Here is a 21551-nt window from a genome sequence, read left to right on the forward strand (position 1 = left end):
CCGCGCCGGCCGCTGCCACGCCGGCCCCGACCGACGAAGCCGGCCTCCGCGAGGCCGTGCGCGAGGCCACCTCGGCCCAGCGCGTCTACGCGCCGGCCGGCGACAACGCCATCGAGTACTACTTGGCGCTGCGCGACCTGCGCCCGAACGACAGCGCCGTTGCCACGGCGCTCATGGAGCTGTTGCCTTATGCCGTGATCGGCAGCGAGCAGGCCGTGGGCCGCGAGGACTTCGCCGAGGCGCGGCGGCTGCTGGGCCTGATCGAGCGCGCCGATGACAGCGCGCCCGCACTGTCGCGCCTGCGTGAGAGCATCGCGGCGGCCGAAGCCAACGCCGCGCGCCGGGTGATCGCCGAGGCCGAGGCCGCGAAGCTGCGTGAGCAGCAGGCCGCGGAGCAGGCCGCGGCCGCCGAGCGCGAGCGGCAGTTGGCTGAGCAGGCCGCCCGGCAGGCGCCGACGGCCGCTGCGCCCGTGGCGGCGACACCGGTTGCGCCTCCGTCGGCGGCGTCCACGCCACCGGCGCCTGCTGCGGCACAGCCGCGGGTGTCGGCGAACGGCATCGGGACTGAAGTCCCTCCCACACGGGTTGCGGCGCCTGCCGCGCAGGAGCCGCGGCTGATCAGCGCGCCGCCGCCGCGCTATCCGCTGACCGCGATGCGCCGCAAGCTCGAAGGGCAGGTGACACTGGAGTTCACGGTGGAGCCCGATGGCAGCGTGTCGTCGCCGCGCGTGGTCAGCGCGACGCCCGAAGGCGTGTTCGACGAAGCGGCACTCGTGGCCGTGTCGCGCTGGCGCTTCGAGCCGATGCCGCGCGCGGTGACGACGCGCCGGCAGCTCCAGTTCAAGCCTTGACCAAAGCGGTCAGTCGCTGAAGGCCTGACCGAGGGCCGCAGCGCAAATCACAAGGCGCCAGGCCGAGCCGAGGGCTTCAGCGGTCGCGCTGGGCCGAAGCCTTCAGCTCGAGCTTGGCGATGGTCGCGTTGTGCACTTCGTCCGGCCCGTCGGCCAGCCGCAGCGAACGGGCGGCGACGTAGAACTGCGCCAGCGGGAAATCGTCGCTGACGCCGGCGCCACCGTGGGCCTGGATCGCCCAGTCCACCACCTGCTGCGCCACCTTCGGTGCGACGACCTTGATCATCGCGATCTCGCGCCGCGCGACCTTGTTGCCCACGGTATCCATCGCCTGCGCCGCCTTGAGCGTGAGCAGGCGCGCCTGTTCGATCAGGCAGCGCGACTCGGCGATGCGCTCGTGCCACACCGAGTATTCGCCGATCGGCCGCCCGAAGGCCACGCGCGTTCGCACGCGCTGGCACATCAGCTCCAGCGCGCGCTCCGCGAGGCCAATCAGCCGCATGCAGTGGTGGATGCGGCCCGGCCCCAGCCGGCCCTGCGCGATCTCGAAGCCGCGGCCTTCGCCGAGCAACAGGTTCGACGCCGGCACCCGCACGCCTTCCAGCGCGATGTCCATGTGCCCGTGCGGCGCCTCGTCATAGCCGAACACCGTGAGCGGCCGGATCACGCGGATGCCCGGTGAGTTCGACGGCACCAGGATCATCGACTGCTGGTGATGCACGTCGGCCGCCGGGTCGGTCTTGCCCATCACGATGAAAAGCTCACAGCGCGGATCGCCGGCGCCCGACGACCACCACTTGTGGCCGTCGATCACGTAGTCGTCGCCGTCGCGGCGGATGGCGCACTGGATGTTGGTGGCGTCCGACGAAGCCACCTCTGGTTCGGTCATCAGGAAGGCCGAGCGGATGCGGCCCTCGAGCAGCGGGTCGAGCCAGCGCGCCTTCTGCTCCTCGGTGCCGTAGCGCTCCAGCGTTTCCATGTTGCCGGTGTCCGGCGCCGAGCAGTTGAACACCTCGGGCGCCCAGGGCACGCGGCCCATCACCTCGCACAGCGGCGCGTACTCGAGGTTCGACAGCCCCTCGGGCGCGCGCTCGGACCGCGGCAGGAACAGGTTCCAGAACCCGCGCTCGCGCGCCAGCGGCTTGAGCTCCTCGATCACCGGGTTCGGCGTCCAGGGATTGCCGGCGGCGCGGGCCCTGTCGGCCTCGGCGCGGTAGCGGGCTTCGTTGGGATAGATGTGCGCGTCGAAGAAATCGCCCAGGTCGCGCAGCATTGCCTGCACGCGCGGGGAATAGTTGAAGTCCATGGCCATCCTGCGGAGTCGGGGATTCGCCAGGCCCGGCAGGGGCTTGCGGCGACTGCGGCCAGCCTAGGCCGCGCGGGCGAAGGCTGGCAAGGCCGCCCGGCTTGACATGCAAATGCGAACCATTATCATCAAAACCGACCCCCGTCCCGGAGCCCGCCATGAACCTGCCGCCCTTGCCCGCCCAGGCCAAAGCGCCCACCGCCGAATCCGTCGCCGCCGACCTGCCGCTCGCCTTCGACAGCCGCGAGCTGCTGCGCGGCGTCCGCGAAGTGCTGATCCGCCACGCCGGCCAGGTCTACCGCCTGCGCCACACGCGCAACGACAAACTCATCCTGGTGAAGTAAGGTCGCGCGCGCTGGGCATAATGGCGCGTCCCGCCACTGCCCGAAGCGCACCATGACCCTGCTCGAAACCGTCGAACACCAGACCGGCCCCGAACCGCGCTGGTCCATCCTCTGGCTGCACGGCCTCGGCGCCGATGGCCATGACTTCGCGCCGATCGTGCCCGAGCTGCTGCGCGCCGGCTGGCCGGCGCTGCGCTTCGTGTTCCCGCATGCGCCGGTGCGGCCGGTGACCATCAACAACGGCGCCCGCATGCGGGCCTGGTACGACATCCGCAACCTCGAGATCGACCAGCGCGCCGACGAGCAGGGCGTGCGCGAATCCATCGCCCAGGTCGAGGCGCTGGTCGCGCGTGAAGTCGAGCGCGGCGTGCCACCGGAGCGCATCCTGTTGGCCGGCTTCTCGCAAGGCGGCGCCATCGCGCTGGCCGCCGGCGTGCGGCGCGAGGCGGCGCTGGGCGGCCTGGTCGCGCTGTCCACCTACCTGCCGATGGCCAGCACCACCGCCGCCGAGGCGACGAAGGCCGGGCTGGGCACGCCGGTGTTCATGGCCCACGGCCAGCACGACCCGGTGGTGCCCGAATCCCTGGGCCAGCGCAGCCGCCAGGCGCTGCAGGCGCTGGGCATGGCCATCGACTGGCACGCCTACCCGATGCCGCACAGCGTCTGCGCCGAGGAGATCCGCGACCTTGGCGACTGGATGCACCAGCGCTTCCTCGCGGGCTGAACGCGGCGCGGGCCTCGGGCATACTTCCCGCATGAAGCTCCTGCTCGTCGACGACGAACCGCTGGCCCGCCAACGCCTGGCCGCCATGCTGCGCGAGCACGGCGACCACGACCTGGTGGGCGAAGCCGGCAACGGCCGCGAGGCGGTCGAGATGGCCGAGGCCCTCGGCGCCGAGTGCGTGCTGATGGATATCGCCATGCCGGTGATGGACGGGCTGGAGGCCGCCCACCACCTTGCCGGCCTGGCCGCCCCGCCCGCCGTCATCTTCTGCACCGCCTTCGACCAGCACGCGCTGGCGGCCTTCGAAGCCGCCGCGGTGGATTACCTGGTCAAGCCGGTGCGCGGCGAACGCCTGGCCGAAGCGCTGGAGCGCGCCCGTCGCCAGCTGGCCGCGCGCGAGCCCGCGCCCCGGCTGCCGGCCGACGCCGAGCGCCGCCGCAGCCACCTCAGCGCACGCCTTCGCGGCAGCCTGCGCCTGATCCCGGTCGAGGACATCCACTACCTGCAGGCCGAGGAAAAATACGTGGTCGTGCACCACGCCCGCGGCGAGGACCTGATCGAGGAATCGCTCAAGTCGCTCGAGGTCGAGTTCGCCGACCGCTTCCTGCGCATCCACCGCAACTGCCTGGTGGCCAACGACGAATTCGCCGAGCTGCGCCGGTCGCCCGACGGCCAGGTGCACGCCATCCTGCGCAATTCAACGACCCCGCTCGAAGTCAGCCGGCGCTGCCTGCCGCTGCTGCGCGAGCGGCTCAAGCATCTGTGAGGGGAGAGACCCGATGCCGACCATCCGCCTGGCCACCCGCGAAAGCGCGCTGGCGCTGTGGCAAACCAACCACGTCGCCGAGCGCCTGCGTGCTGCCCATCCCGGGCTCGAGGTCGAGCTGGTGCCGATGACCACGCGCGGCGACCAGGCCATCGACCAGCCGCTGGTCGAGATCGGCGGCAAGGGCCTGTTCCTGAAGGAGCTCGAGGTCGCGATACTGGAGGGCCGCGCCGATGCCGCCGTGCACTCGCTCAAGGACGTGCCCATGGAGCTCGACGGCCCGTTCGAGCTGCCGGCCATCCTCGAGCGCGCGAATCCCTTCGATGCCTTCGTGTCGGTGAAATACGAAGCCTTCGAGGAGCTGCCCTACGGCGCGAAGGTGGGCACGTCCTCGCTGCGCCGCCAGGCCCTGCTCAAGGCGCACCGCCCCGACCTGGTGCTGGTGGACCTGCGCGGCAACGTCAACACCCGCCTGGCCAAGCTCGACGCCGGTGACTACGACGCCATCGTGCTGGCCTGTGCCGGGCTGGAACGCCTGGGCATGGGCGATCGGATCCGCGAGCGGCTGTCCGCCCCGCGCTTCATCCCGGCCGCGGCGCAGGGCGCGGTGGTGGTCGAGTGCCGCGCGGGCGACGCCGCCATTCGCGACCTCGTCGCCGTGCTCGACCACGCTGAAACCCGCGCCTGCGTCAGCGCCGAGCGCGCGATGACCCGCGCCCTGGGCGGCAGCTGCCACGTGCCCATCGCCGCCTTCGCCACGCTCAACAAGGACCGCATGTCGCTCGAAGGCCTGGTGGGTGACGCCAAGACCGGCCAGACCGTCCGCGGCTACGCCAGCGGCCCGATGTCGGAGCCGGAGAAGCTGGGCACCCAGGTCGCCGACATGCTCGTCGCCCGCGGCGCCGACGCCCTGCTGCCGTAATGGCTGAGGCAGGGACAAGGTGAGCGACGGGATTCAGTAGTACAGCATCACCACGTGCTTCGCCTCGGCGAAGAACAGCCAGCGTTCGACCGCCGCGCCCAGCATCACCGACACCGCCGCGATGCCCATCGGCCAGGCCGCCGCCACGTGCGGCAGCAGATACACCGGCAGTGCGCACAGCGCCGGCACGACGGCAAACAGCACCAGCGCGATCATCCGCAGCCGCCTCGCGTGCTTGCGCGCCAGCACGTGGCCCATCTCGGTGGTGAGGTAGTTGGCTTCGGTATGCGGACGCTCGAACACGGTCGCCACGCGATCGGCCGGCAGGCCCAGCGCCGAGGCGCGCGTGGCCGGCAGCGGGTCGCGATCGATCGCGCGCCAGTAGCCGCGCTTGAGCCAGGCCAGCAGCAGCGACGACACGATGATGGCCATCCCGCCGATGTTCCAGAGCTCGCCGAACGCCGCCAGCAGCAGGGCCAGCAGGATGCCGCCGGTATGCAGCGCGAACAGCAGGTACACCGGGACGACCCGGCGGTTGGACCAGGCCGGGATCGGCCGCAGCGACGCGTAGATCATCGCCGTGCAGGCCACCGTGGCCAGTGACAGCAGGGCGAGCAGGGCCAGCAGCATCGGCCCCATCGCCTTGAGCGCATGCGAGCGGGTCAGCGCGCCGACCAGCAGCGCTACGAACGGCAGGTAGCAAGCCAGCGCCAGCACGCCCTCGCGCGACAGCCAGCTGCTGCGCCACTGGCTGAAGGCCCGCCACGCGCGCAGCGGCTTGCCCAGGTGCAGGGTCGAGCTGAGCAGGCCCGCCGTTACCAGCACGAATCCAAGCAGCATCGCGAAGCCATGCCCGGCCAGCGCGCCATGCCCGCCCGGCGACCACCACAGCGACAGCGCGGACCAGAACCACAGGCCATAGCCCGCGCCCGACAGCGTGGTGAAGAAGATGACGGAGAAGGCCGGATGCATGTCAGCGACTCAGCGCGCGGTCGAGCCAGCGCAGCAAGGGGTTGAGCTTTGAGGTGTCGAGCGTTTCCTCCGGCGCGGCCTTCGCCTCGCCCGGCGGGCCAGCGCGGCGCTCGCGCTGCGGCAGGTAGCGATTCACCGGCGCGTAGCCCAGCTCGGGCATCAGCGCCACGCCGCCGCGTTCGACCACCAGCTTCGACACCGCGGACTCGGGATCGCCGAGGTCGCCGAAGTGGCGCGCCTTGGTCGGGCAGGCCTGCACGCAGGCCGGCTGGCGGGAGGCCTCCGGGATGGTCTCGTTGTAGATGCGGTCCACGCACAGGGTGCATTTCTTCATCACGCCCTCGACCGCGCTGTACTCGCGCGCGCCATAGGGGCAGGCCCAGCTGCATAGCTTGCAGCCGATGCACTTGTCCTCGTCCACCAGCACGATGCCGTCTTCGGCGCGCTTGTAGCTGGCACCGGTGGGGCAGACCGTGACGCAGGCCGGGGTCTCGCAGTGCAGACAGCTGCGCGGGAAGTGCAGGGTGGTCGCGGGCTGCGCGGCCGTCGCTTCCACTTCGTAGGAATGCACGCGGTTGAACCAGACGCCGAAGGGGTCCTTGCCGTAGGGCTGCTCGTCGGTGAGCGGCCCGGCGATGCCGCCGGCGTTCCATTCCTTGCACGACACCGCGCAGGCATGGCAACCGACGCAGGTATCGAGGTCGATGACCAGGCCGAGCTTCTTCTTTCCGGGAGGGGCGAGCGTGGTCATCAGAACGGGAAGAACCTCGGGATGAAATAGACCGCCATGCCCCAGAACAGCAGGTTCAGCGGGATGCCCATCTTCATGAAGTCCACGAAGCGGTAGTTGCCCGCGTTGTAGACCATGGTGTTGGTCTGGTAGCCCACCGGCGTGGCGAAGCTGGTGGAGGCGGCGAACAGCACCGCCACCAGGAAGGGCGTCGGGCTCACGTCCATGGACAGCGCCGTCGAGTACGCGATCGGCGTGATCAGCACGGCCGCGGCGTTGTTGCTCATCAGTTCGGTCATCAGGGCGGTGATCAGGTACACCGCCGCCAGCACGGCCAGCGGCCCGAAGCCGCCGACCCAGTTCACCGAGAAATCGGCCACGCCCTGGGCCAGGCCCGACTTTTGCATGGCGATGCCCAGCGGCAGCACGCCGGCCAGCAGCACGATCACGCGCCAGTCCACGGCCTGGTAGGCCTGGTCGTTGCCGATGCAGCGCGTTGCCACCAGCGCGATGCCGCCCAGGATGGACGAGGCCACGATCGGCAGCCAGCCCAGGGCTGCGGCGCCGATCGCGGCGGCCATGATGCCGATCGCCAGCAGCGCCTTGCTGCGCGGCGGGTTGGCTTCGCCGCGTTCGTTGAGCACCACCAGGTTCTGGTTGGCGCGGATGGCGGCCAGCTCGGCGCGCGGGCAGAGCAGCAGCAGCACGTCGCCGACGTTCAGGCTGACGTCCTTGATCTTCTCGCGCAGCACTTCGCCGCGGCGATGCACGGCCAGCACGGTGGCGTTGTAGTTCCACTGGAAGTCGAGCTCGCGCAGGCTCAGCCCGATCAACCGTGCGCCCGGCGCGACCATGGCTTCGACCAGCACCTGGGCCGCATCGCCGTCTTCGCCCGTGAACTGGCTGTCCTGCAGCTTGAACTCCGGCTCGAGCTCGAGCTTGGCGCTGTCCTTGAGCAGCTTGAGCTTCTCCCAGTCGCCGCGCACCAGCAGCACGTCGCCCTCGCGCAGCAGCTCGGCGCGCGGGGCCCAGTGCTTGTCCTCGCCGCGCAGCAGCTCGAGCACGTACACCGAATGCTTCTCGGCCAGCTGCGAGGTGGCCACCGACTTGCCGATCAGCGGCGAGTCCGGCATCACCCGCAGCTCGGTGATGTACTTGCCCAGCTCATAGGTCTCGGTGATGCCCGAGGGCGGGTGGTGCGGCAGCAGCCAGCGCCGGAACACCATCAGGTACACGAAGCCCGCGGCCATCGTCACCAGGCCCAGCGGCGCGAAGTCGAACAGGCCGAAGCCGGGATGGCCCAGGTCCTTGGCCAGCGAGTTCACCAGCAGGTTGGTCGAGGTGCCGATCAGCGTACACACGCCGCCCATCTGCGCGGCGTACGACAGCGGGATCAGCACCTGCGAGGGCGAGCTGCGGTTGGCCGCGGTCGCCGCCAGCACCAGCGGCAGGAACACCGCCACCGCCGCCGTGTTGTTGACGAAGGCCGAGATCGGCCCGACCACGAACATGATCAGCAGCATGAACAGCCACGGCCGCTTCACCCGTCCGAACAGGCGGCCGATCGACAGCAGCGCACCGGTGTGCGCGAGCCCCGCGCTGAGCACGAACATGGCCGCCACCGTGATCGTCGCCTCGCTGCTGAAGCCCGACAGCGCCTCGGCCGGCGTCACCAGGCCCAGCACCAGCAGGCTGGCCAGCACCAGCATTGCCACCACGTCCACGGGCAGCTTCTCGGTGACGAAGAGCGCCACCGCGCCCACCAGCACCACCAGCGTCAGCAGGGCATCCATTTCCATGTTCAGGGCTTCCTGAAGCCGGCGCCGTAGCGTAGCGGCTGGTTGTCGTCGGGGCCGGCGCCGAGCGCCGGGAACTGGGGCAGGCTGGCCTCATGCGCACCGGCCTTGTGCAGCCGCACGCGCAGGTCGAACCAGGCGGCCTGGCCGGTCACCGGGTCGGCGTTGGCGTAGTCGCCGCCCGGCAGCTGGTCGGAGATCAAATGGTTGAGCAGGAAGCCCTTGCGCGATTCCGGTGCGTCAGGCGACAGCTTCCAGGCGCCACGCCGCTTGCCGATCGCATTCCAGGTCCACACCGTGTCGGGCTGCACGTTGCCGGCCAGGCGGCATTGCACCGTTATGCGGCCGTGGTGCGAATCCACGTGCACCCAATCGTCGTCCGCCAGCCCGTGGCGGGCCGCGGTGTCGGGGTGCAGGTAAAGGAAATTGCGCGCCGTGATTTGCCGCAGCCAGGCGTTCTGCGAACCCCAGGCGTGGTACATGAAGGGCGGCCGCTGCGTCACGGCACTGAGCGGGTAGTGCTGCAGGTCCAGGCGCGCGCCTTCGAAGGGTTCGTACCAGGTCGGCAGCGGATCGAAGTAGCGCGCCACGCGCGCGCGCTCCGCCTCGGGCGGCTGCACCGGGCCGTGGCCTTGCGCCGCGAGCCGGAACTTCTGCAGCGTTTCCGAATACAGCTGCAGCACCACCGGCTCGGCCTTGGCGATGAAGCCCATCGACTGCGACCACTGCAGGTAGTCGCGGTTGGCCATCTTGAAGTAGCGGCCGGCGGCCGGCACCGGCGCCTCCCAGAAGCCGCCGTGGCTGCGGTAGCGCTCAAGCTGGTGCGGGTTCGGCGGCCCCTTGCCGTGCTGGGTGCCGTCGCCGCGCCAGCCGGCCAGCAGGCCGACGCCGGGCGCGCGCTCGTGGTTGACGATGTAGTCGGCGTAGTCGGCGTAGCGTGGCGTGCCGTCGTCCTTTAGCAGGGCCGGCAGGCCGATGCGCGCGCCCAGGTCGAGCAGCACCGACTGGAAGCCGCGCACGTCGCGGCCATCACGCTGCGTGGCGGCGTCGAGCACCGGGTGCCGGATGGCATCGGCCGCGTGGTCGGCGTCGGAGATCGGGCGGTCGAGCAGCGAGATCGCGTCGAAGCGCTCGAGGTAGGTGGTGTCGGGCAGCACCAGGTCGGCGTACGCCACCATCTCGCTCGAGTAGGCATCCGAGTAGATGATCTTCGGGATGCGGTACTCGCCGCTGGCGTCCTTGTCGGTCAGCCACTGCTGGGTCTCGGCGGTGTTCATCGCCGAGTTCCAGCTCATGTTCGCCATGAACAGGAACAGCACGTCCACCGGCTTCGGGTCGGCGGCCCAGGCGTTGCGGATCACGGTGTGCAGCATGCCGTGCACCGCCAGCGGGTAACGCCACGAGTAGGCGTGGTCGAGCCGGCGCGGCTGGCCCTCGGCATCCACCAGCAAGTCTTCCGGGCCGTGGATGAAGCCCAGCGGTGGGGCGTCGAGCGCGCCGTTGGGCTGGCGCGCCTTGCCCGGCCGGTTCGCCGGCGGTATCGGCCGCGGGAATGGCGGCTGGTAGCGGAAGCTGCCCGGCGTATCCACCGCGCCCAGCAGCAGCTGCAGCAGGTGCAGCGCGCGGCAGGTGTGGAAGCCGTTGCTGTGGGCGCTGATGCCGCGCATCGCGTGGAAGGAGACCGGGCGGCCGATCATCTGCTCGTGGCGCACGCCGTGGCTGTCGGTCCACGGCTGGTCGATCACGCAGGGCACGTCGAAGGCGGCCGCGGCCAGCTCGGTGGCGATGCGGCGGATGGTCGCGGCCGGCACGCCGCAGCGCTCGGCCACGGCGTCGGGCGCGTACTGCGGGTCGAGGTAGCGCTCGGCGACGAGCTGGAACACCGGCACCGCGCGGCGGCCGTCGGGCAGCTCGAACTCGCCGACGATGGCGGGGCTGATGCCGGTGGATTCGGCGGGAGTGGGGCGGCCCTCTCCCCAACCCTCTCCCCTCGGGGGAGAGGGGTTGGGGAGAGGGCCGCTCTTCGCCTTGTCCCAACACAACGCCTTTCCCTCGGCATCCCGCGCAAACAGCCCGTCATCCGCCCCGCCCGGATTCCGCACGACCAGCCAATGCGCATTCGTGTACCGCACCAGGTAGTCGAGGTCGACCTTGTCCGCCTTCAGCAGCTCATGCACCAGCGCGAACGCGAACAGCCCATCCGTGCCCGGCCGGATCCCGATCCATTCATCCGCGATCGCGCCGTAGCCGGTGCGCACCGGGTTCACCGCCACCACCTTGGCACCGCGGCCCTTGAGCTTGCCCAGGCCCAGCTTGATCGGATTGGAGTCGTGGTCCTCGGCGACGCCCCAGAGCATCAGGTACTTCGAATGCTCCCAGTCCGGCTCGCCGAACTCCCAGAAGCTGCCGCCCAGCGTGTACAGCCCGCCCGCGGCCATGTTCACCGAGCAGAAGCCGCCGTGCGCGGCGTAGTTGATGGTGCCGTACTGCTGCGCCCACCAGCCGGTGAGCGCCTGCGACTGGTCGCGGCCGGTGAAGAACGCCAGACGGTCGGGGTCGCGCTCGCGGGTCTCGCGCAGCCAGCCGGCGGCCAGGGCCAGGGCCTGGTCCCATTCGATCTCGCGGAACTTGCCTTCGCCGCGCTCGCCCACGCGCAGCAGCGGCTTGTCCAGCCGGGCCGGCGAGTAGTGCTGCATGATCCCGGCCGAGCCCTTGGCGCAGAGCACGCCGCGGTTCACGGGGTGGTCGGGGTTGCCCTCGATGTAGCGGACCTTGCCCTCGCGCAGGTGCACGTTGATGCCGCAGCGGCAGGCGCACATGTAGCACGTGGTCTGTTTGACCGCGTCGCCGACGGGCTTTTGCAGTTCGAGCACGGGATCCGACATGGCGTCATTGTGCCGGTCGCGGCCGTCCGCGGCGAGGGCCGCGGCGCGCCGTCACTCCGGCGGCAGGATCCGGATCGCGCTGCTGTTGTAGTCGGAATAGCGGATTTCCGAACGTGTCGGCTGGCCGCCCTGCTGGCTGCTGACGTCGAGCCCGAGGATCAGCCGGGTCTTGGCGGACACCCAGGCCACGGTGGTGGCTTCGTCGCCGCCCGCGGCCGCGGCGGGCGCGCCCGGCATGGCCGAAGGCGGGGCCACGGCCTGCAGGTAGCGGAACTTGCGCACCGGCTCGCCGTCCAGGCTGTCCTCGCCCAGGTCCTCGACCAGCAAGCCGTCCTGCAGTTTGCGCAGGAAGGCTTCGTCGCGGTACTGCGAGGTCAGGCTGTCCATCGCCATCGGCAGCTTCATGGTGCGGCCGCCGATCTGCATGTAGCCAGAGTCGCCGATCACGACCGTGGTCGGGCCGTTCGGGATGCTGACGCGGTAGCGGTCGGGTGCCTGGAACTCGAGCCGGGTGATCGAGCGGCTCGGTTCAAGCAGGGTGATTTCGGCGCGGAAGCTTTTCACGGCAAGGAAGGCCTGCCAGGCCTTGAAAAGTTCGTCCCGGGCGTCGTCGGCGCGGGCGGCGGCGGGGGCCAGGGCGAGCAGCAGGGGCAGCAGGGCAAGCGACACCAGGAGGCGGCGGGGCATGGGGGGACTGTCCTTCGCTTGGAGGCAGGATGCGCCGATGCCATTCTAGGCACACCCGCGAACGAACTGGAATGAACCGATGGACCGCTACGAGCGCATCCTGGCCCTGCACCGCAGCCTCAAGACCGCCCGCTACCCGGTGCCGATCAAGGGGCTGATGGAGGAGCTGGCCTGTTCGCGCGCCACGCTGTACCGGGACATCGCCTTCCTGCGCGACGCGCTGGGCGCGCCGATCGAGAGCGAAGGCGAGGGCAGCATCCGCTACGACCAGAAGGAAGCCGAGCGCTTCGAGCTGCCGGGCCTGTGGCTGAACTCCGACGAGCTGCACGCGCTGCTGGCGGCGCACCAGCTGCTCGACCGCACCGGCCAGGGCGTGCTCTCGAGCGCGCTGGCGCCGCTCAAGGGCCGCATCGAATCGCTGCTGGCGCAGCAGGCCGGCGGCAAGCGCTGGCCGGTCGAGCGCGTGCGCGTGATCGCCAGCGGCGTGCGGCGCCGCGACGAGCTCGCCTTTCGGCTGGTGGCCAGCGCGGTGCTGGAGCGCCGGCAGCTGGCCTTCGACTACCTGGCGCGCTCGACCAACGAGCGCACGCATCGCACGGTGTCGCCGCAGCGGCTCACGCACTACAAGGACAACTGGTACCTGGACGCCTGGGACCACGACCGCGAGGGGCTGCGCAGCTTTTCGGTCGATCGCATCCAGCACGCCAAGCTGCTCGATGGCGCCGCGCGCGACCTGCCCGACGCCGACCTGAACCAGCACCTGGCCTCGAGCTACGGCATCTTCTCGGGCACGCCCAAGGGCATCGCCACGATCGTGTTCTCGGCCAAGGCGGCGCGCTGGGTGGCCGACGAGCACTGGCATTCGAAGCAGGAGGGCCGCTTCCTGCCCGACGGCCGCTACGAGCTGAAGCTGCCCTACAGCCACGCCAAGGAGCTGCTGATGGACGTGCTGCGCTATGGCGCCGACGCCGAGGTGGTGGCGCCGGAGGCATTGCGCCAGCAGGCGCGCACGCTGCTGCAGCTGGCGCTGTCGTCCTATGAGCGTTGAGGCATCCGCACAGCCGGCGGCACCTGGCAAGAACGTCGCGCTGGTGCTGGGCGCCGGCGGTGCCCGCGGCATCGCCCACGTCGGCGTGATCCAGGCACTGGAGGCGCGCGGCTACCGCATCGCCGGCATCGCGGGCTCGTCGATGGGTTCGCTGGTGGGCGGCATTTATGCCGCGGGGCGGCTCAATGAATACAGTGAGTGGGCGCGCGGGCTGGAGCGCGGCGACGTGCTGCGGCTGCTCGACTTCGCCTTCGGCTACCCTGGCCTGATCCGCGGCGAGCGCGTGATCGGTGCGCTGCGCGAGCTGGTCGGCGAGCACCTGATCGAAGAGCTGACGATTCCCTACGTCGCCGTTGCCACCGACCTGGTGCGGCAGCGCGAGGTGTGGCTCACGCGCGGCAAGCTGTTCGACGCGATCCGCGCGTCGATCGCCATCCCGATGGTGTTCACGCCGCACGTGTTCGACGGCCGCGAGCTGGTGGACGGCGGCCTGCTTTCGCCGGTTCCCATCGCCGCCACCCGTGCGATGCGCGCCGACCGCGTGATCGCGGTGGACGTGAACGGCCCGGTGAGCTGGGCCAACCCGGGCCTGGAGCCAAGGCACGAGGAAATGGCGGCCGGCCACGGCAGCGACGACGGCGCCGGGTCGCCCGATGACGACGGCCCCGCCACGTTGCGCGAACGCATGGCCGCGATCTGGGAAGGACTGGCGAAGTCCGGCAATGGCAACGCCAAGCCCGAGAAGAGCCGCGGCGTGATGGACCTGATGTCCCGCTCGCTCGACACCATGCAGGCGCACATGTCGCGCGTGCAGCTGGCCCAGGACCCGCCCGACCTGCTGATCCAGATCTCCCGCGAAACCGCCACCTTCTACGAGTTCTGGCGCGCCGCCGAACTCGTCGAAAAAGGCCGCGAAGCCGCCGAAAAAGCCCTCGACGCCGCCCGCCTGTGAATCAAATGAACCAGGTTCATTTGATTCACTGGAAGCCGGGTTGGCCGAGTTGTGACGGGAACTGCGGCACGCGCTGCAGCTTCGCTGGGTCGTAGCCGTAGGCGGCGAACTTCGCGCGAAGTTGCTGGTACTGCGCGTCGTCCATCGCCTGCTCGCGGGCGAAGATCCAGGCCAGGTTGCGCTTGGGGTGCCCGATCAGGGCCCAGGAATAGTCCGGGGCGACTTCGAGGATGAGGTAATCCGCCTTCACCAGCCCGCCGAAGAACGCGATCTTCCACTGCGCGTTGTTGGTGCCCGGCACCACCGTGGCGACGCCGTTCATCGTCTTCTCGGGCTTGTCGAAGGCCTTGCGGTAGGCATAGACGTTGCCGATGCGGCCGTCCGGGCGCAGGTCGTAGATGTCGGCGGTGGCCAGCTTCCCGTTCTCGGCGAAGTAGGGAATGTTCGCGATCACCCACCAGCGGCCCATGTAGCGGTCCAGGTCGACGACGGCGTTGGTGGTCAGGGGCGGCATGGCGGTTCCTCCGGTGCTGGCGCAGGCGGCGAGCAGCAGCAGGCCGGGCAGGAGCAGTAACAGCGCGGCGCGGCGCATGGCGTGCCTCCGTTTGGGATGTGCCCCGAGGCTGCGCCCCCCTTCCTGAAGCTGGCGTCAAAGCGAGCCCCTGTAGGAGGGACTTCAGTCCCGAACATCCCACCGGGACCAATCTCGACCCGTGAGACACCGCCCCGGCACGCTCTCCCCACGCCCACCGGAGATCGCCCGCATGCCCCGCCTCCAAGCCCTCGCCGCCCGCCCCGAACCCGTCGACCCGGTGCTCGCCCGCCTGCTCTGGCAGTGGCTGGCGCTGGGCCTGTTCGCCATCGCCGGGCTGGCGATGTTCCGCGGCCAGGTCCCGGGCGCGCTGGCCTTCTGGCTGCTCGCGGCCCCCGTCACCGCCCTGCTCACGCTGTATCGCCAGGTCCTGGCGACGGCGTGGCGTGCGCGCCTCGTCCGCGCCACGCCACGCCGCCGCCCCCAGCCAATGAACCAGGTTCATTCGCGGACGCGGGGCCAGGCCAGGAACCCGGCGCCGCGCTATCGGCTCAGTCGCGGACGCCGAGCCGCTTCCGCTCCAGCCGCCGCAGGAACTCCGACATGATGCGGCGGTAAAGGTCCTCGCCCAGGTAGGCGTCTTCCACGCCGGCATCGATGCTCGGGTTGTCGTTGACCTCGATGATGACGGTGCGGTCCTTCACCACCTTCAGGTCCACGCCGTACAGCCCGTTGCCGATGGCATTGCTGGCGCGCGTGGCCAGGCGCACCACTTCCGACGGCGCCTCGCGGATCGGCAGCGTCTTGAAGCCGCCGGACCGCACCGTGCCCTTGGCCGCGCCCGCCTTGGGTGCGTGGTCGTAGATCTGCCAGTGCCCGCGCGACATGAAGTACTGGCAGGCGTACAGCGGCTCGCCGTCCAGCACGCCGACGCGCCAGTCGAACTCGGTGTACAGGTATTCCTGCGCCAGCAGCAGCGCCGTCTGCTGGAACAGCTGGTCGGCGGCGGCGCGCAGCTGCTCGACCGTCTCGACCTTGTGGATGCCGCGGGAGAACGACCCATCCGGGATCTTCAGCACGATCGGCAGCCCCAGCAGGTCGGGGAGGGCGGCCAGTTTCTTCGCATCGTCGCGGAACACGATCTCGGTGCGCGGCGTCGGCAGCTTGCGGCTGCGCAGCCGGTCGTTGAGATAGATCTTGTTGGTGCAGCGAAGGATCGACACCGGGTCGTCCATCACCACCATGTCCTCGCGGTCGGCGCGGTGCGCGAAGCGGTAGGTGTGGTTGTCGATGGCGGTGGTTTCGCGGATGAACAGCGCGTCGTACTCCGCCAGCCGCGCGAAGTCGCGCTTTCCGATCGGGTCCACCTCGATGTCCAGCTCCTTGCCCGCCTCGATGAACTGCTTGAGCGCCTTCTTGTTCGACGGCGGCATCACCTCGTTCGGGTCCTGCAGCATCGCGAGGTCGTAGCGGTACTTGCGCCGCGCCCGCGGCTTGCGCCACAGCTTGCGGCTGAAGGCGTCGAGCGCGTTGGCGAAGGCGTCCTCCTGGTCGTCCGACAGCGTGTGCAGGCCGGCCGGCTTGATCGCCGCGATCTGCCACACGCGCTGGCGCTCGAACTCGATCCTCAGCACGGGGCAGGGGAAGGTCTCGAACACCTGCTGGGCCAGGTCCTCCAGCGGCGCGTAGTTGGTGCGGCCGAAGTAGACCAGCAGCCCGAAGTCGCTGGCGTCGCGCGAACCTTCGGGCAGGAACTTGCCCAGCTGCGTGTTCAGGTCCTCGATGTCGATGCCATAAAGCGAGCGGCGGCGCAGGTCGTTGATGGTGCGCACACTGGGAATCACCTTGTGCCCGCGCGCCTCGGCCAGCAGGGAGACGTAGTAGCCGGTGCCCATGTACTTGTAGCTGCGGCACAGGTTGATCACCTGGGTGCGTTCGCCCTCGGCGCCGACATCGCCGCGCAGGTAGTCGGCGGCGGCCACCACGTTGTCGGAAGGGTAATACGAGCCCCAGTCGGAGGGCTTTTCGACGACGATGACAAGGCGGCTCATGGCGGTAGCGCGGCGCGGGGGTGGCGCGAGTGTGAGCCTTCCCGCGAACCTTGGATAGACTGGCCCGATGCCGCCGCCCCTCCGCCTCCGCACCGCCCGCGCCGCCGACCTGCCGGCGCTGCTGGCGCTGGAGCAGACCTTCCCGGGCGACCGGATGTCGGCGCGGCAGTTCCGCCACCACCTGGCCAGCCCGCGGGCCCGCTGGCGGGTGGCCGAGGCGGGCGGGCGGCTGCTCGGCTACGCGCTGGTCCTGCTGCGCCGCGACAGCGACCGCGCCCGGCTCTACTCGATCGCGGTGGACCCGGCCGCCCGCGGCCAGGGCCTTGGCCGGCGCCTGCTGGCCGCCGCTGAAAAAGACGCCGCCCGCGCCGGCCGCACCGCCATGACACTGGAAGTCCGCCAGGACAACCCCGCCGCCAACGCGCTCTACCAGTCCGCCGGCTACCGCCGCCTGGCCGCTCTCCCGGCCTACTACGAAGACGGCGCCCCAGGCTGGCGCTACATCAAGCGCACCACCCCAAATGAACCCGGTTCATTTGCCAGAAGCAGCAAATGAACCGGGTTCATTTGGGGTGGGGACCGTGACTTTGGGCCTACGGCGGGTTCACGAGGGGGCGTGGTAGCGTCCGGGGCTTGCCTCACTTCCGGGGAACCACCCAATGCGCCTGACCACCCTCGCCTGGCTCACCGCCGGCGCGCTCTCCCTCTCGCTGCCCGCCGCGGGCCAGAATCCGACCATGCACACCACTCCCGACGACCCGCACCTCTGGCTCGAAGACGTCGAGGGCAAGGAAGCGTTGGACTGGGTCCGCGCCCGCAACGCCGTCTCCGAGAAGCAGCTCGCCGGCGACCCCGGCTTCGAGGCGCTGCGCACGAGCCTGCTCGAGGTCCTCGACTCCGACGCGCGCATCCCCTACGTCGGCAAGATGGGCGACTACTACTACAACTTCTGGCGCGACAAGAAGAACCCGCAGGGCGTCTGGCGCCGCACCACCCTGGCCGAGTACCGAAAGGACGCGCCGCAGTGGGAAGTGCTGCTCGACATCGACGCGCTGGGCAAGGCCGAGGGCGTGAACTGGGTCTGGGGCGGCGCCGACTGCCTGCGTCCTGAGTACGACCGCTGCCTGGTCTCGCTCTCGCGCGGCGGCGCCGACGCCGACGTGACCCGCGAGTTCGACGTCTCCGACAAGGCCTTCGTCGAAGGCGGCTTCTCCCGCCCCGAGGCCAAGGGCCAGATGGGCTGGATCGACATCGACACCGTCTACATCGGTACCGACTTCGGTCCCGGTTCGATGACCAGCTCGGGCTACCCGCGCATCGCCAAGGAGTGGAAGCGCGGCACGCCGATGGCCGAGGCCAAGGTCGTGTTCGAAGGCCAGGACGAAGACATCTCGGTTGGCGCCTACCGCGACGACACCCCGGGCTACGAGCGCGACTGGGTCTACCGTGGCCTGACCTTCTACACCAGCGAACTCTACCTGCGCGGCAAGGACGGCGGCCTCACCAGGCTCGACCTGCCCGACGGCGCCCAGAAGGGCGCCTTCCGCGAATGGCTGAGCGTCGAGCTGCGCCAGCCCTGGACCGTCGGCGGCAAGGAGCACGCGGCCGGCAGCCTGCTCGCGATCCGCCTCGACGATTTCCTGAAGGGCGACCGCGACTTCGACGTGCTGTTCGCGCCGACCGCCAACACCTCGCTGGCCAGCAGCAGCGTCACCAAGGACCACGTGTTCCTGAACGTGCTCGAGGACGTCAAGAACCGCATCTACGTGCTCACGCCGGGCAAGGACGGCTGGAAGCGCGAGCCGCTGGTCGGCGCGCCGGCCTTCGGCACCGTCGGCATCAGCGCGGTGGACGCGGACGAGTCCAACGACTACTTCATGACCGTCACCGACTACCTGACCCCGACCTCGCTGCTGATGGGCACCGTCGGCAAGAAGCCGGAAACCCTGAAGCAGCTGCCGGCCTTCTTCGACGCCAGCCAGCACGAGATCAACCAGCACTTCGCCACCAGCAAGGACGGCACGAAGGTCCCGTACTTCATGGTCTCGCGCAAGGACCTGCCGCTCGACGGCGACAACCCGACCTTGCTCTACGGCTACGGCGGCTTCGAGGTCTCGCTGACCCCGGGCTACTCGGCCGGCGTCGGCCGCGCCTGGCTGGCCGATGGCGGCGTGTACGTGGTCGCCAACATCCGCGGCGGCGGCGAGTACGGCCCGCGCTGGCACCAGGCCGCGCTCAAGGAAAACCGCAACAAGGCCTACGAGGACTTCGCGGCCGTGGCCGAGGACCTGATCGCCCGCAAGGTCACCCGCCCCGCGCGCCTGGGCATGCAGGGTGGCAGCAACGGCGGCCTGCTGATGGGCAACATGACCGTGATGTACCCGCAGCTGTTCGGCGCCGTGGTCTGCCAGGTGCCGCTGCTGGACATGCAGCGCTACCACAAGCTGCTGGCCGGCGCGTCCTGGATGGCCGAGTACGGCGATCCGGACAGGCCGGAGGAGTGGGCCTTCCTGCGCAAGTACTCGCCGTACCACAACGTCGGCAAGGACGTGGACTACCCGCCGGTGCTGTTCACCACCTCCACCCGCGACGACCGCGTGCACCCGGGCCACGCCCGCAAGATGATGGCGCTGATGGAGTCGCAGGGCCACGACGTGACCTACTACGAGAACATCGAGGGCGGCCACGGCGGCGCCGCCAACAACGCCCAGTCGGCCTACATGGGCGCGCTGGCCTACACCTTCCTCAAGCAGAAGCTGTTCAAGGACAACTGAGATGACCACCCGCCTGCTGCCCTTCGCCGCGAGCCTGCTCGCCGTCGCCCTGGCCGGCTGCTACTCGCCGCCGGCCGAGCCGGAGGCGGGCACCGACGCCGCCACCGTCGCCCCGGCCGTCCGCTCGCCGAGCGCGCTGGCCGAGCTGCCGCCCGCGCCCGTCGCCGCCACCAAGCCCTACGAAGTCAAGGCCCCGCACGGCGCGGCCCGCAACGACGAGTACTACTGGCTGCGCGACGACAAGCGCGAGGACCCGGAGATGCTCGCCTACCTCAACGCCGAGAACGCCTACACCGACGCGGTGCTGCAGCCGCTCGAGGCGCTGGAGGAAACCCTCTACAACGAGCTGGTCGGCCGGGTTAAGCAGGACGATTCCTCGGTGCCGTACTTCGAGGACGGCTACTGGTACTACACCCGCTTCGAGACCGGCAAGGAATATCCCATCTACGCCCGCCGCAAGGGCAGCATGGATGCCGAGGAGCAGGTGCTGTTCGAGGTGAACGAGCTCGCCGCCGGCAAGAGCTTCTACCAGATCGGCACCTACGAGATCAGCCCCGACGACCGCCTGGTGGCCTACGCCGAGGACACCAACGGCCGTCGCCAGTACACCGTGCGCATCAAGGACCTGGCCACCGGCGAGCTGCTGCCCGACGTGATCACCGGCGTCTCGGCCAACCTGATGTGGGGCGACGACGGCCGCACGCTCTATTTCGTCGAGAACGACCCGACCACCCTGCTCACCAAGCGCGTGAAGGCACACGTTCTCGGTGGCGACGTGGCGAAGGCGAAGCTGGTGTACGAGGAGGCCGACGAGACCTTCTACATGGGCATCGGCCGCACCCGCTCCGACGACTACCTGTGCATCAGCGTCTCCAGCACCGTCTCGTCCGAGATGCGCTGCACCGAGGCCGACGCGCCGGGCGAGTTCAAGGTGTTCGCGCCGCGGCAGCGCGATTTCGAGTACAACGCCGACCACTACGACGGCCGCTGGGTGGTGCACACCAACTGGGACGCCACCAACTTCCGCGTCATGACCCTGGCCGACGGCCAGCCCTGGGGCGACCGCGGCCAGTGGCAGGAGCTGGTGCCGCATTCGCAGGACGTGCTGATCTCCGGCGTCACCCTGTTCAAGGGCTTCATGGCGATCGGCGAGCGTTCGGGCGGCCTGCAGCGCGTGCGCATCCGCCACGACGACGGCAAGGAAGAGTTCGTGCAGGCCGAGGAGAGCGCCTACGCGATGGGCGTGTCGGTCAACGCCGAACCCGAGACCGACTGGCTGCGCTACACCTACACCTCGCTCACCACCCCGGCCAGCACGTTTGAAGTGAACGTGCGCACCGGCGAGCGCAAGCTGCTCAAGGAGCAGCCGGTGCTGGGCGGCTTCGACAAGGCCAACTACGTCACCGAGCGCCTCTGGGCCACGGCCCGCGACGGCACGAAGGTGCCGGTGTCGGTGCTCTACCGCAAGGGCTTCGAGAAGAACGGCCAGGCCGCGCTTTACCAGTACTCGTACGGCTCCTACGGCAACAGCTCGGACCCGGGCTTCAACGCCAACGTGATCAGCCTGGTGGACCGCGGCGCGGTGTATGCCGTGGCCCACATCCGCGGTGGCCAGGAAATGGGCCGGCAGTGGTACGAGGACGGCAAGCTGCTCAACAAGGTCAATACCTTCACCGATTTCATCGACGTCACCGACTTCCTGGTCAAGGAAGGCTATGCCGCGCCCGACCGCGTGGCGGGCATGGGCGGCAGCGCCGGCGGCCTGCTGATGGGCGCGGTGGCCAACATGGCGCCGGAAAAGTACAAGGTGCTGGTGGCGCACGTGCCGTTCGTCGACGTGGTGACGACCATGCTGGACGAGTCGATCCCGCTCACTACCAATGAGTTCGACGAGTGGGGCAACCCGAAGGACCCGGTGTTCTACGACTACATGCTGTCGTACTCGCCGTACGACCAGGTCGCGGCCAAGGACTACCCGGCGCTGCTGGTCACCACCGGCCTGTGGGATTCGCAGGTGCAGTACTTCGAGCCGGCCAAGTGGGTCGCCCGCCTGCGCGCGAAGAAGACCGATGGCAATCCGCTGCTGTTCCGCACCAACATGGAAGCCGGCCACGGCGGCAAGTCCGGCCGCTTCCAGCGCTACCGCGAGCGGGCCGAGGAATATGCGTTCGTGCTGGACCAGCTGGGGCTTGTGCAGCAGTAAGTGTTTGA

18 protein-coding genes and 1 pseudogene are annotated in these 21551 nt (G+C 69.8%); 11 read left to right on the forward strand and 8 right to left on the reverse strand.

What is annotated here, in order from left to right; translation table 11 throughout:
- A partial coding sequence (locus Q0C12_RS03510) for an energy transducer TonB (RefSeq protein WP_290886267.1) occupies positions 1-851 on the forward strand: 851 nt, incomplete at its 5' end.
- A 76-nt stretch (positions 852-927) separates the two neighbouring features.
- On the opposite strand, the gene Q0C12_RS03515 is transcribed toward Q0C12_RS03510, so the two are convergent.
- Positions 928-2163, reverse strand: coding sequence for an acyl-CoA dehydrogenase family protein (locus Q0C12_RS03515; RefSeq protein WP_290886270.1), 1236 nt, complete (start codon positions 2161-2163; stop codon positions 928-930).
- 152 nt (positions 2164-2315) lie between these two features.
- Between Q0C12_RS03515 and Q0C12_RS14865 the strand changes: the two genes are divergently transcribed.
- From Q0C12_RS14865 to hemC, 4 genes are read left to right on the forward strand one after another with little or no spacing between them, the layout of a single operon-like run.
- Positions 2316-2501, forward strand: coding sequence for a hemin uptake protein HemP (locus Q0C12_RS14865; RefSeq protein ID WP_343212430.1), 186 nt, complete (start codon positions 2316-2318; stop codon positions 2499-2501).
- A 52-nt stretch (positions 2502-2553) separates the two neighbouring features.
- On the forward strand, positions 2554-3225 hold the full coding sequence (locus tag Q0C12_RS03525; protein WP_290886273.1) for a dienelactone hydrolase family protein: 672 nt from the start codon (positions 2554-2556) through the stop codon (positions 3223-3225).
- A gap of 31 nt (positions 3226-3256) precedes the next feature.
- Positions 3257-3991 (forward strand): LytTR family DNA-binding domain-containing protein, encoded by a 735-nt coding sequence (locus tag Q0C12_RS03530; RefSeq protein ID WP_290886275.1) that lies wholly within the window; start codon positions 3257-3259, stop codon positions 3989-3991.
- A 13-nt stretch (positions 3992-4004) separates the two neighbouring features.
- Positions 4005-4913 (forward strand): hydroxymethylbilane synthase, encoded by a 909-nt coding sequence (gene hemC / locus Q0C12_RS03535; protein ID WP_290886278.1) that lies wholly within the window; start codon positions 4005-4007, stop codon positions 4911-4913.
- Between the two features lie 33 nt (positions 4914-4946).
- Here hemC and Q0C12_RS03540 read toward each other — a convergent pair whose 3' ends face one another.
- The 5 genes from Q0C12_RS03540 to Q0C12_RS03560 are packed head-to-tail and all read right to left on the reverse strand — an operon-like array spanning position 4947 to position 11983.
- Positions 4947-5885, reverse strand: coding sequence for a DmsC/YnfH family molybdoenzyme membrane anchor subunit (locus Q0C12_RS03540; RefSeq protein WP_290886281.1), 939 nt, complete (start codon positions 5883-5885; stop codon positions 4947-4949).
- 1 nt (position 5886) lies between these two features.
- A complete protein-coding gene (locus Q0C12_RS03545; protein WP_290886284.1) occupies positions 5887-6636 on the reverse strand; it encodes a 4Fe-4S dicluster domain-containing protein in 750 nt (249 codons plus the stop codon).
- Positions 6636-8414 carry an SLC13 family permease gene (locus tag Q0C12_RS03550; RefSeq protein ID WP_290886287.1) on the reverse strand — a complete coding sequence of 593 codons (1779 nt, stop codon included), beginning with the start codon at positions 8412-8414 and terminating at the stop codon, positions 6636-6638. Before Q0C12_RS03550 ends, Q0C12_RS03545 begins: the two co-directional genes overlap by 1 nt.
- 2 nt (positions 8415-8416) lie before the next feature.
- Positions 8417-11296, reverse strand: a complete 2880-nt coding sequence (locus Q0C12_RS03555; RefSeq protein ID WP_290886289.1) for a molybdopterin oxidoreductase family protein — start codon at positions 11294-11296, stop codon at positions 8417-8419.
- Between the two features lie 51 nt (positions 11297-11347).
- Positions 11348-11983, reverse strand: a complete 636-nt coding sequence (locus Q0C12_RS03560; RefSeq protein WP_290886292.1) for a hypothetical protein — start codon at positions 11981-11983, stop codon at positions 11348-11350.
- Positions 11984-12062: 79 nt separating this feature from the next.
- Between Q0C12_RS03560 and Q0C12_RS03565 the strand changes: the two genes are divergently transcribed.
- Together Q0C12_RS03565 and Q0C12_RS03570 are read left to right on the forward strand one after the other, a co-directional pair.
- Positions 12063-13031: a YafY family protein gene (locus Q0C12_RS03565; protein WP_290886295.1), complete on the forward strand. Its 969-nt coding sequence runs from the start codon at positions 12063-12065 to the stop codon at positions 13029-13031.
- On the forward strand, positions 13021-13983 hold the full coding sequence (locus Q0C12_RS03570; RefSeq protein ID WP_290886298.1) for a patatin-like phospholipase family protein: 963 nt from the start codon (positions 13021-13023) through the stop codon (positions 13981-13983). Before Q0C12_RS03565 ends, Q0C12_RS03570 begins: the two co-directional genes overlap by 11 nt.
- Before the next feature lie 25 nt (positions 13984-14008).
- On the opposite strand, the gene Q0C12_RS03575 is transcribed toward Q0C12_RS03570, so the two are convergent.
- A complete protein-coding gene (locus Q0C12_RS03575; protein WP_290886300.1) occupies positions 14009-14575 on the reverse strand; it encodes a lipocalin family protein in 567 nt (188 codons plus the stop codon).
- 172 nt (positions 14576-14747) lie between these two features.
- Between Q0C12_RS03575 and Q0C12_RS03580 the strand changes: the two genes are divergently transcribed.
- A complete protein-coding gene (locus Q0C12_RS03580; RefSeq protein ID WP_290886302.1) occupies positions 14748-15122 on the forward strand; it encodes a hypothetical protein in 375 nt (124 codons plus the stop codon).
- Here Q0C12_RS03580 and Q0C12_RS03585 read toward each other — a convergent pair.
- Positions 15067-16566, reverse strand: coding sequence for a RimK family protein (locus Q0C12_RS03585; RefSeq protein WP_290886304.1), 1500 nt, complete (start codon positions 16564-16566; stop codon positions 15067-15069). The genes Q0C12_RS03580 and Q0C12_RS03585 overlap by 56 nt on opposite strands.
- A gap of 67 nt (positions 16567-16633) precedes the next feature.
- On the opposite strand from Q0C12_RS03585, the gene rimI reads away from it, so the two are divergent.
- The 3 genes and pseudogenes from rimI (at position 16634) to Q0C12_RS03600 (ending at position 21543) form a co-directional block, all read left to right on the forward strand.
- Positions 16634-17122 (forward strand): ribosomal protein S18-alanine N-acetyltransferase, encoded by a 489-nt coding sequence (gene rimI / locus Q0C12_RS03590; protein WP_290886306.1) that lies wholly within the window; start codon positions 16634-16636, stop codon positions 17120-17122.
- A 196-nt stretch (positions 17123-17318) separates the two neighbouring features.
- Positions 17319-19340: pseudogene (locus Q0C12_RS03595) on the forward strand (prolyl oligopeptidase family serine peptidase); the annotation flags it as partial.
- A gap of 1 nt (position 19341) precedes the next feature.
- Positions 19342-21543, forward strand: a complete 2202-nt coding sequence (locus tag Q0C12_RS03600) for a S9 family peptidase (RefSeq protein ID WP_290886308.1) — start codon at positions 19342-19344, stop codon at positions 21541-21543.
- The last annotated feature ends 8 nt before the right edge of the window (positions 21544-21551 follow it).

Source organism: Arenimonas sp., from assembly GCF_022842045.1.
Taxonomy (GTDB): Bacteria; Pseudomonadota; Gammaproteobacteria; order Xanthomonadales; family Xanthomonadaceae; genus Arenimonas.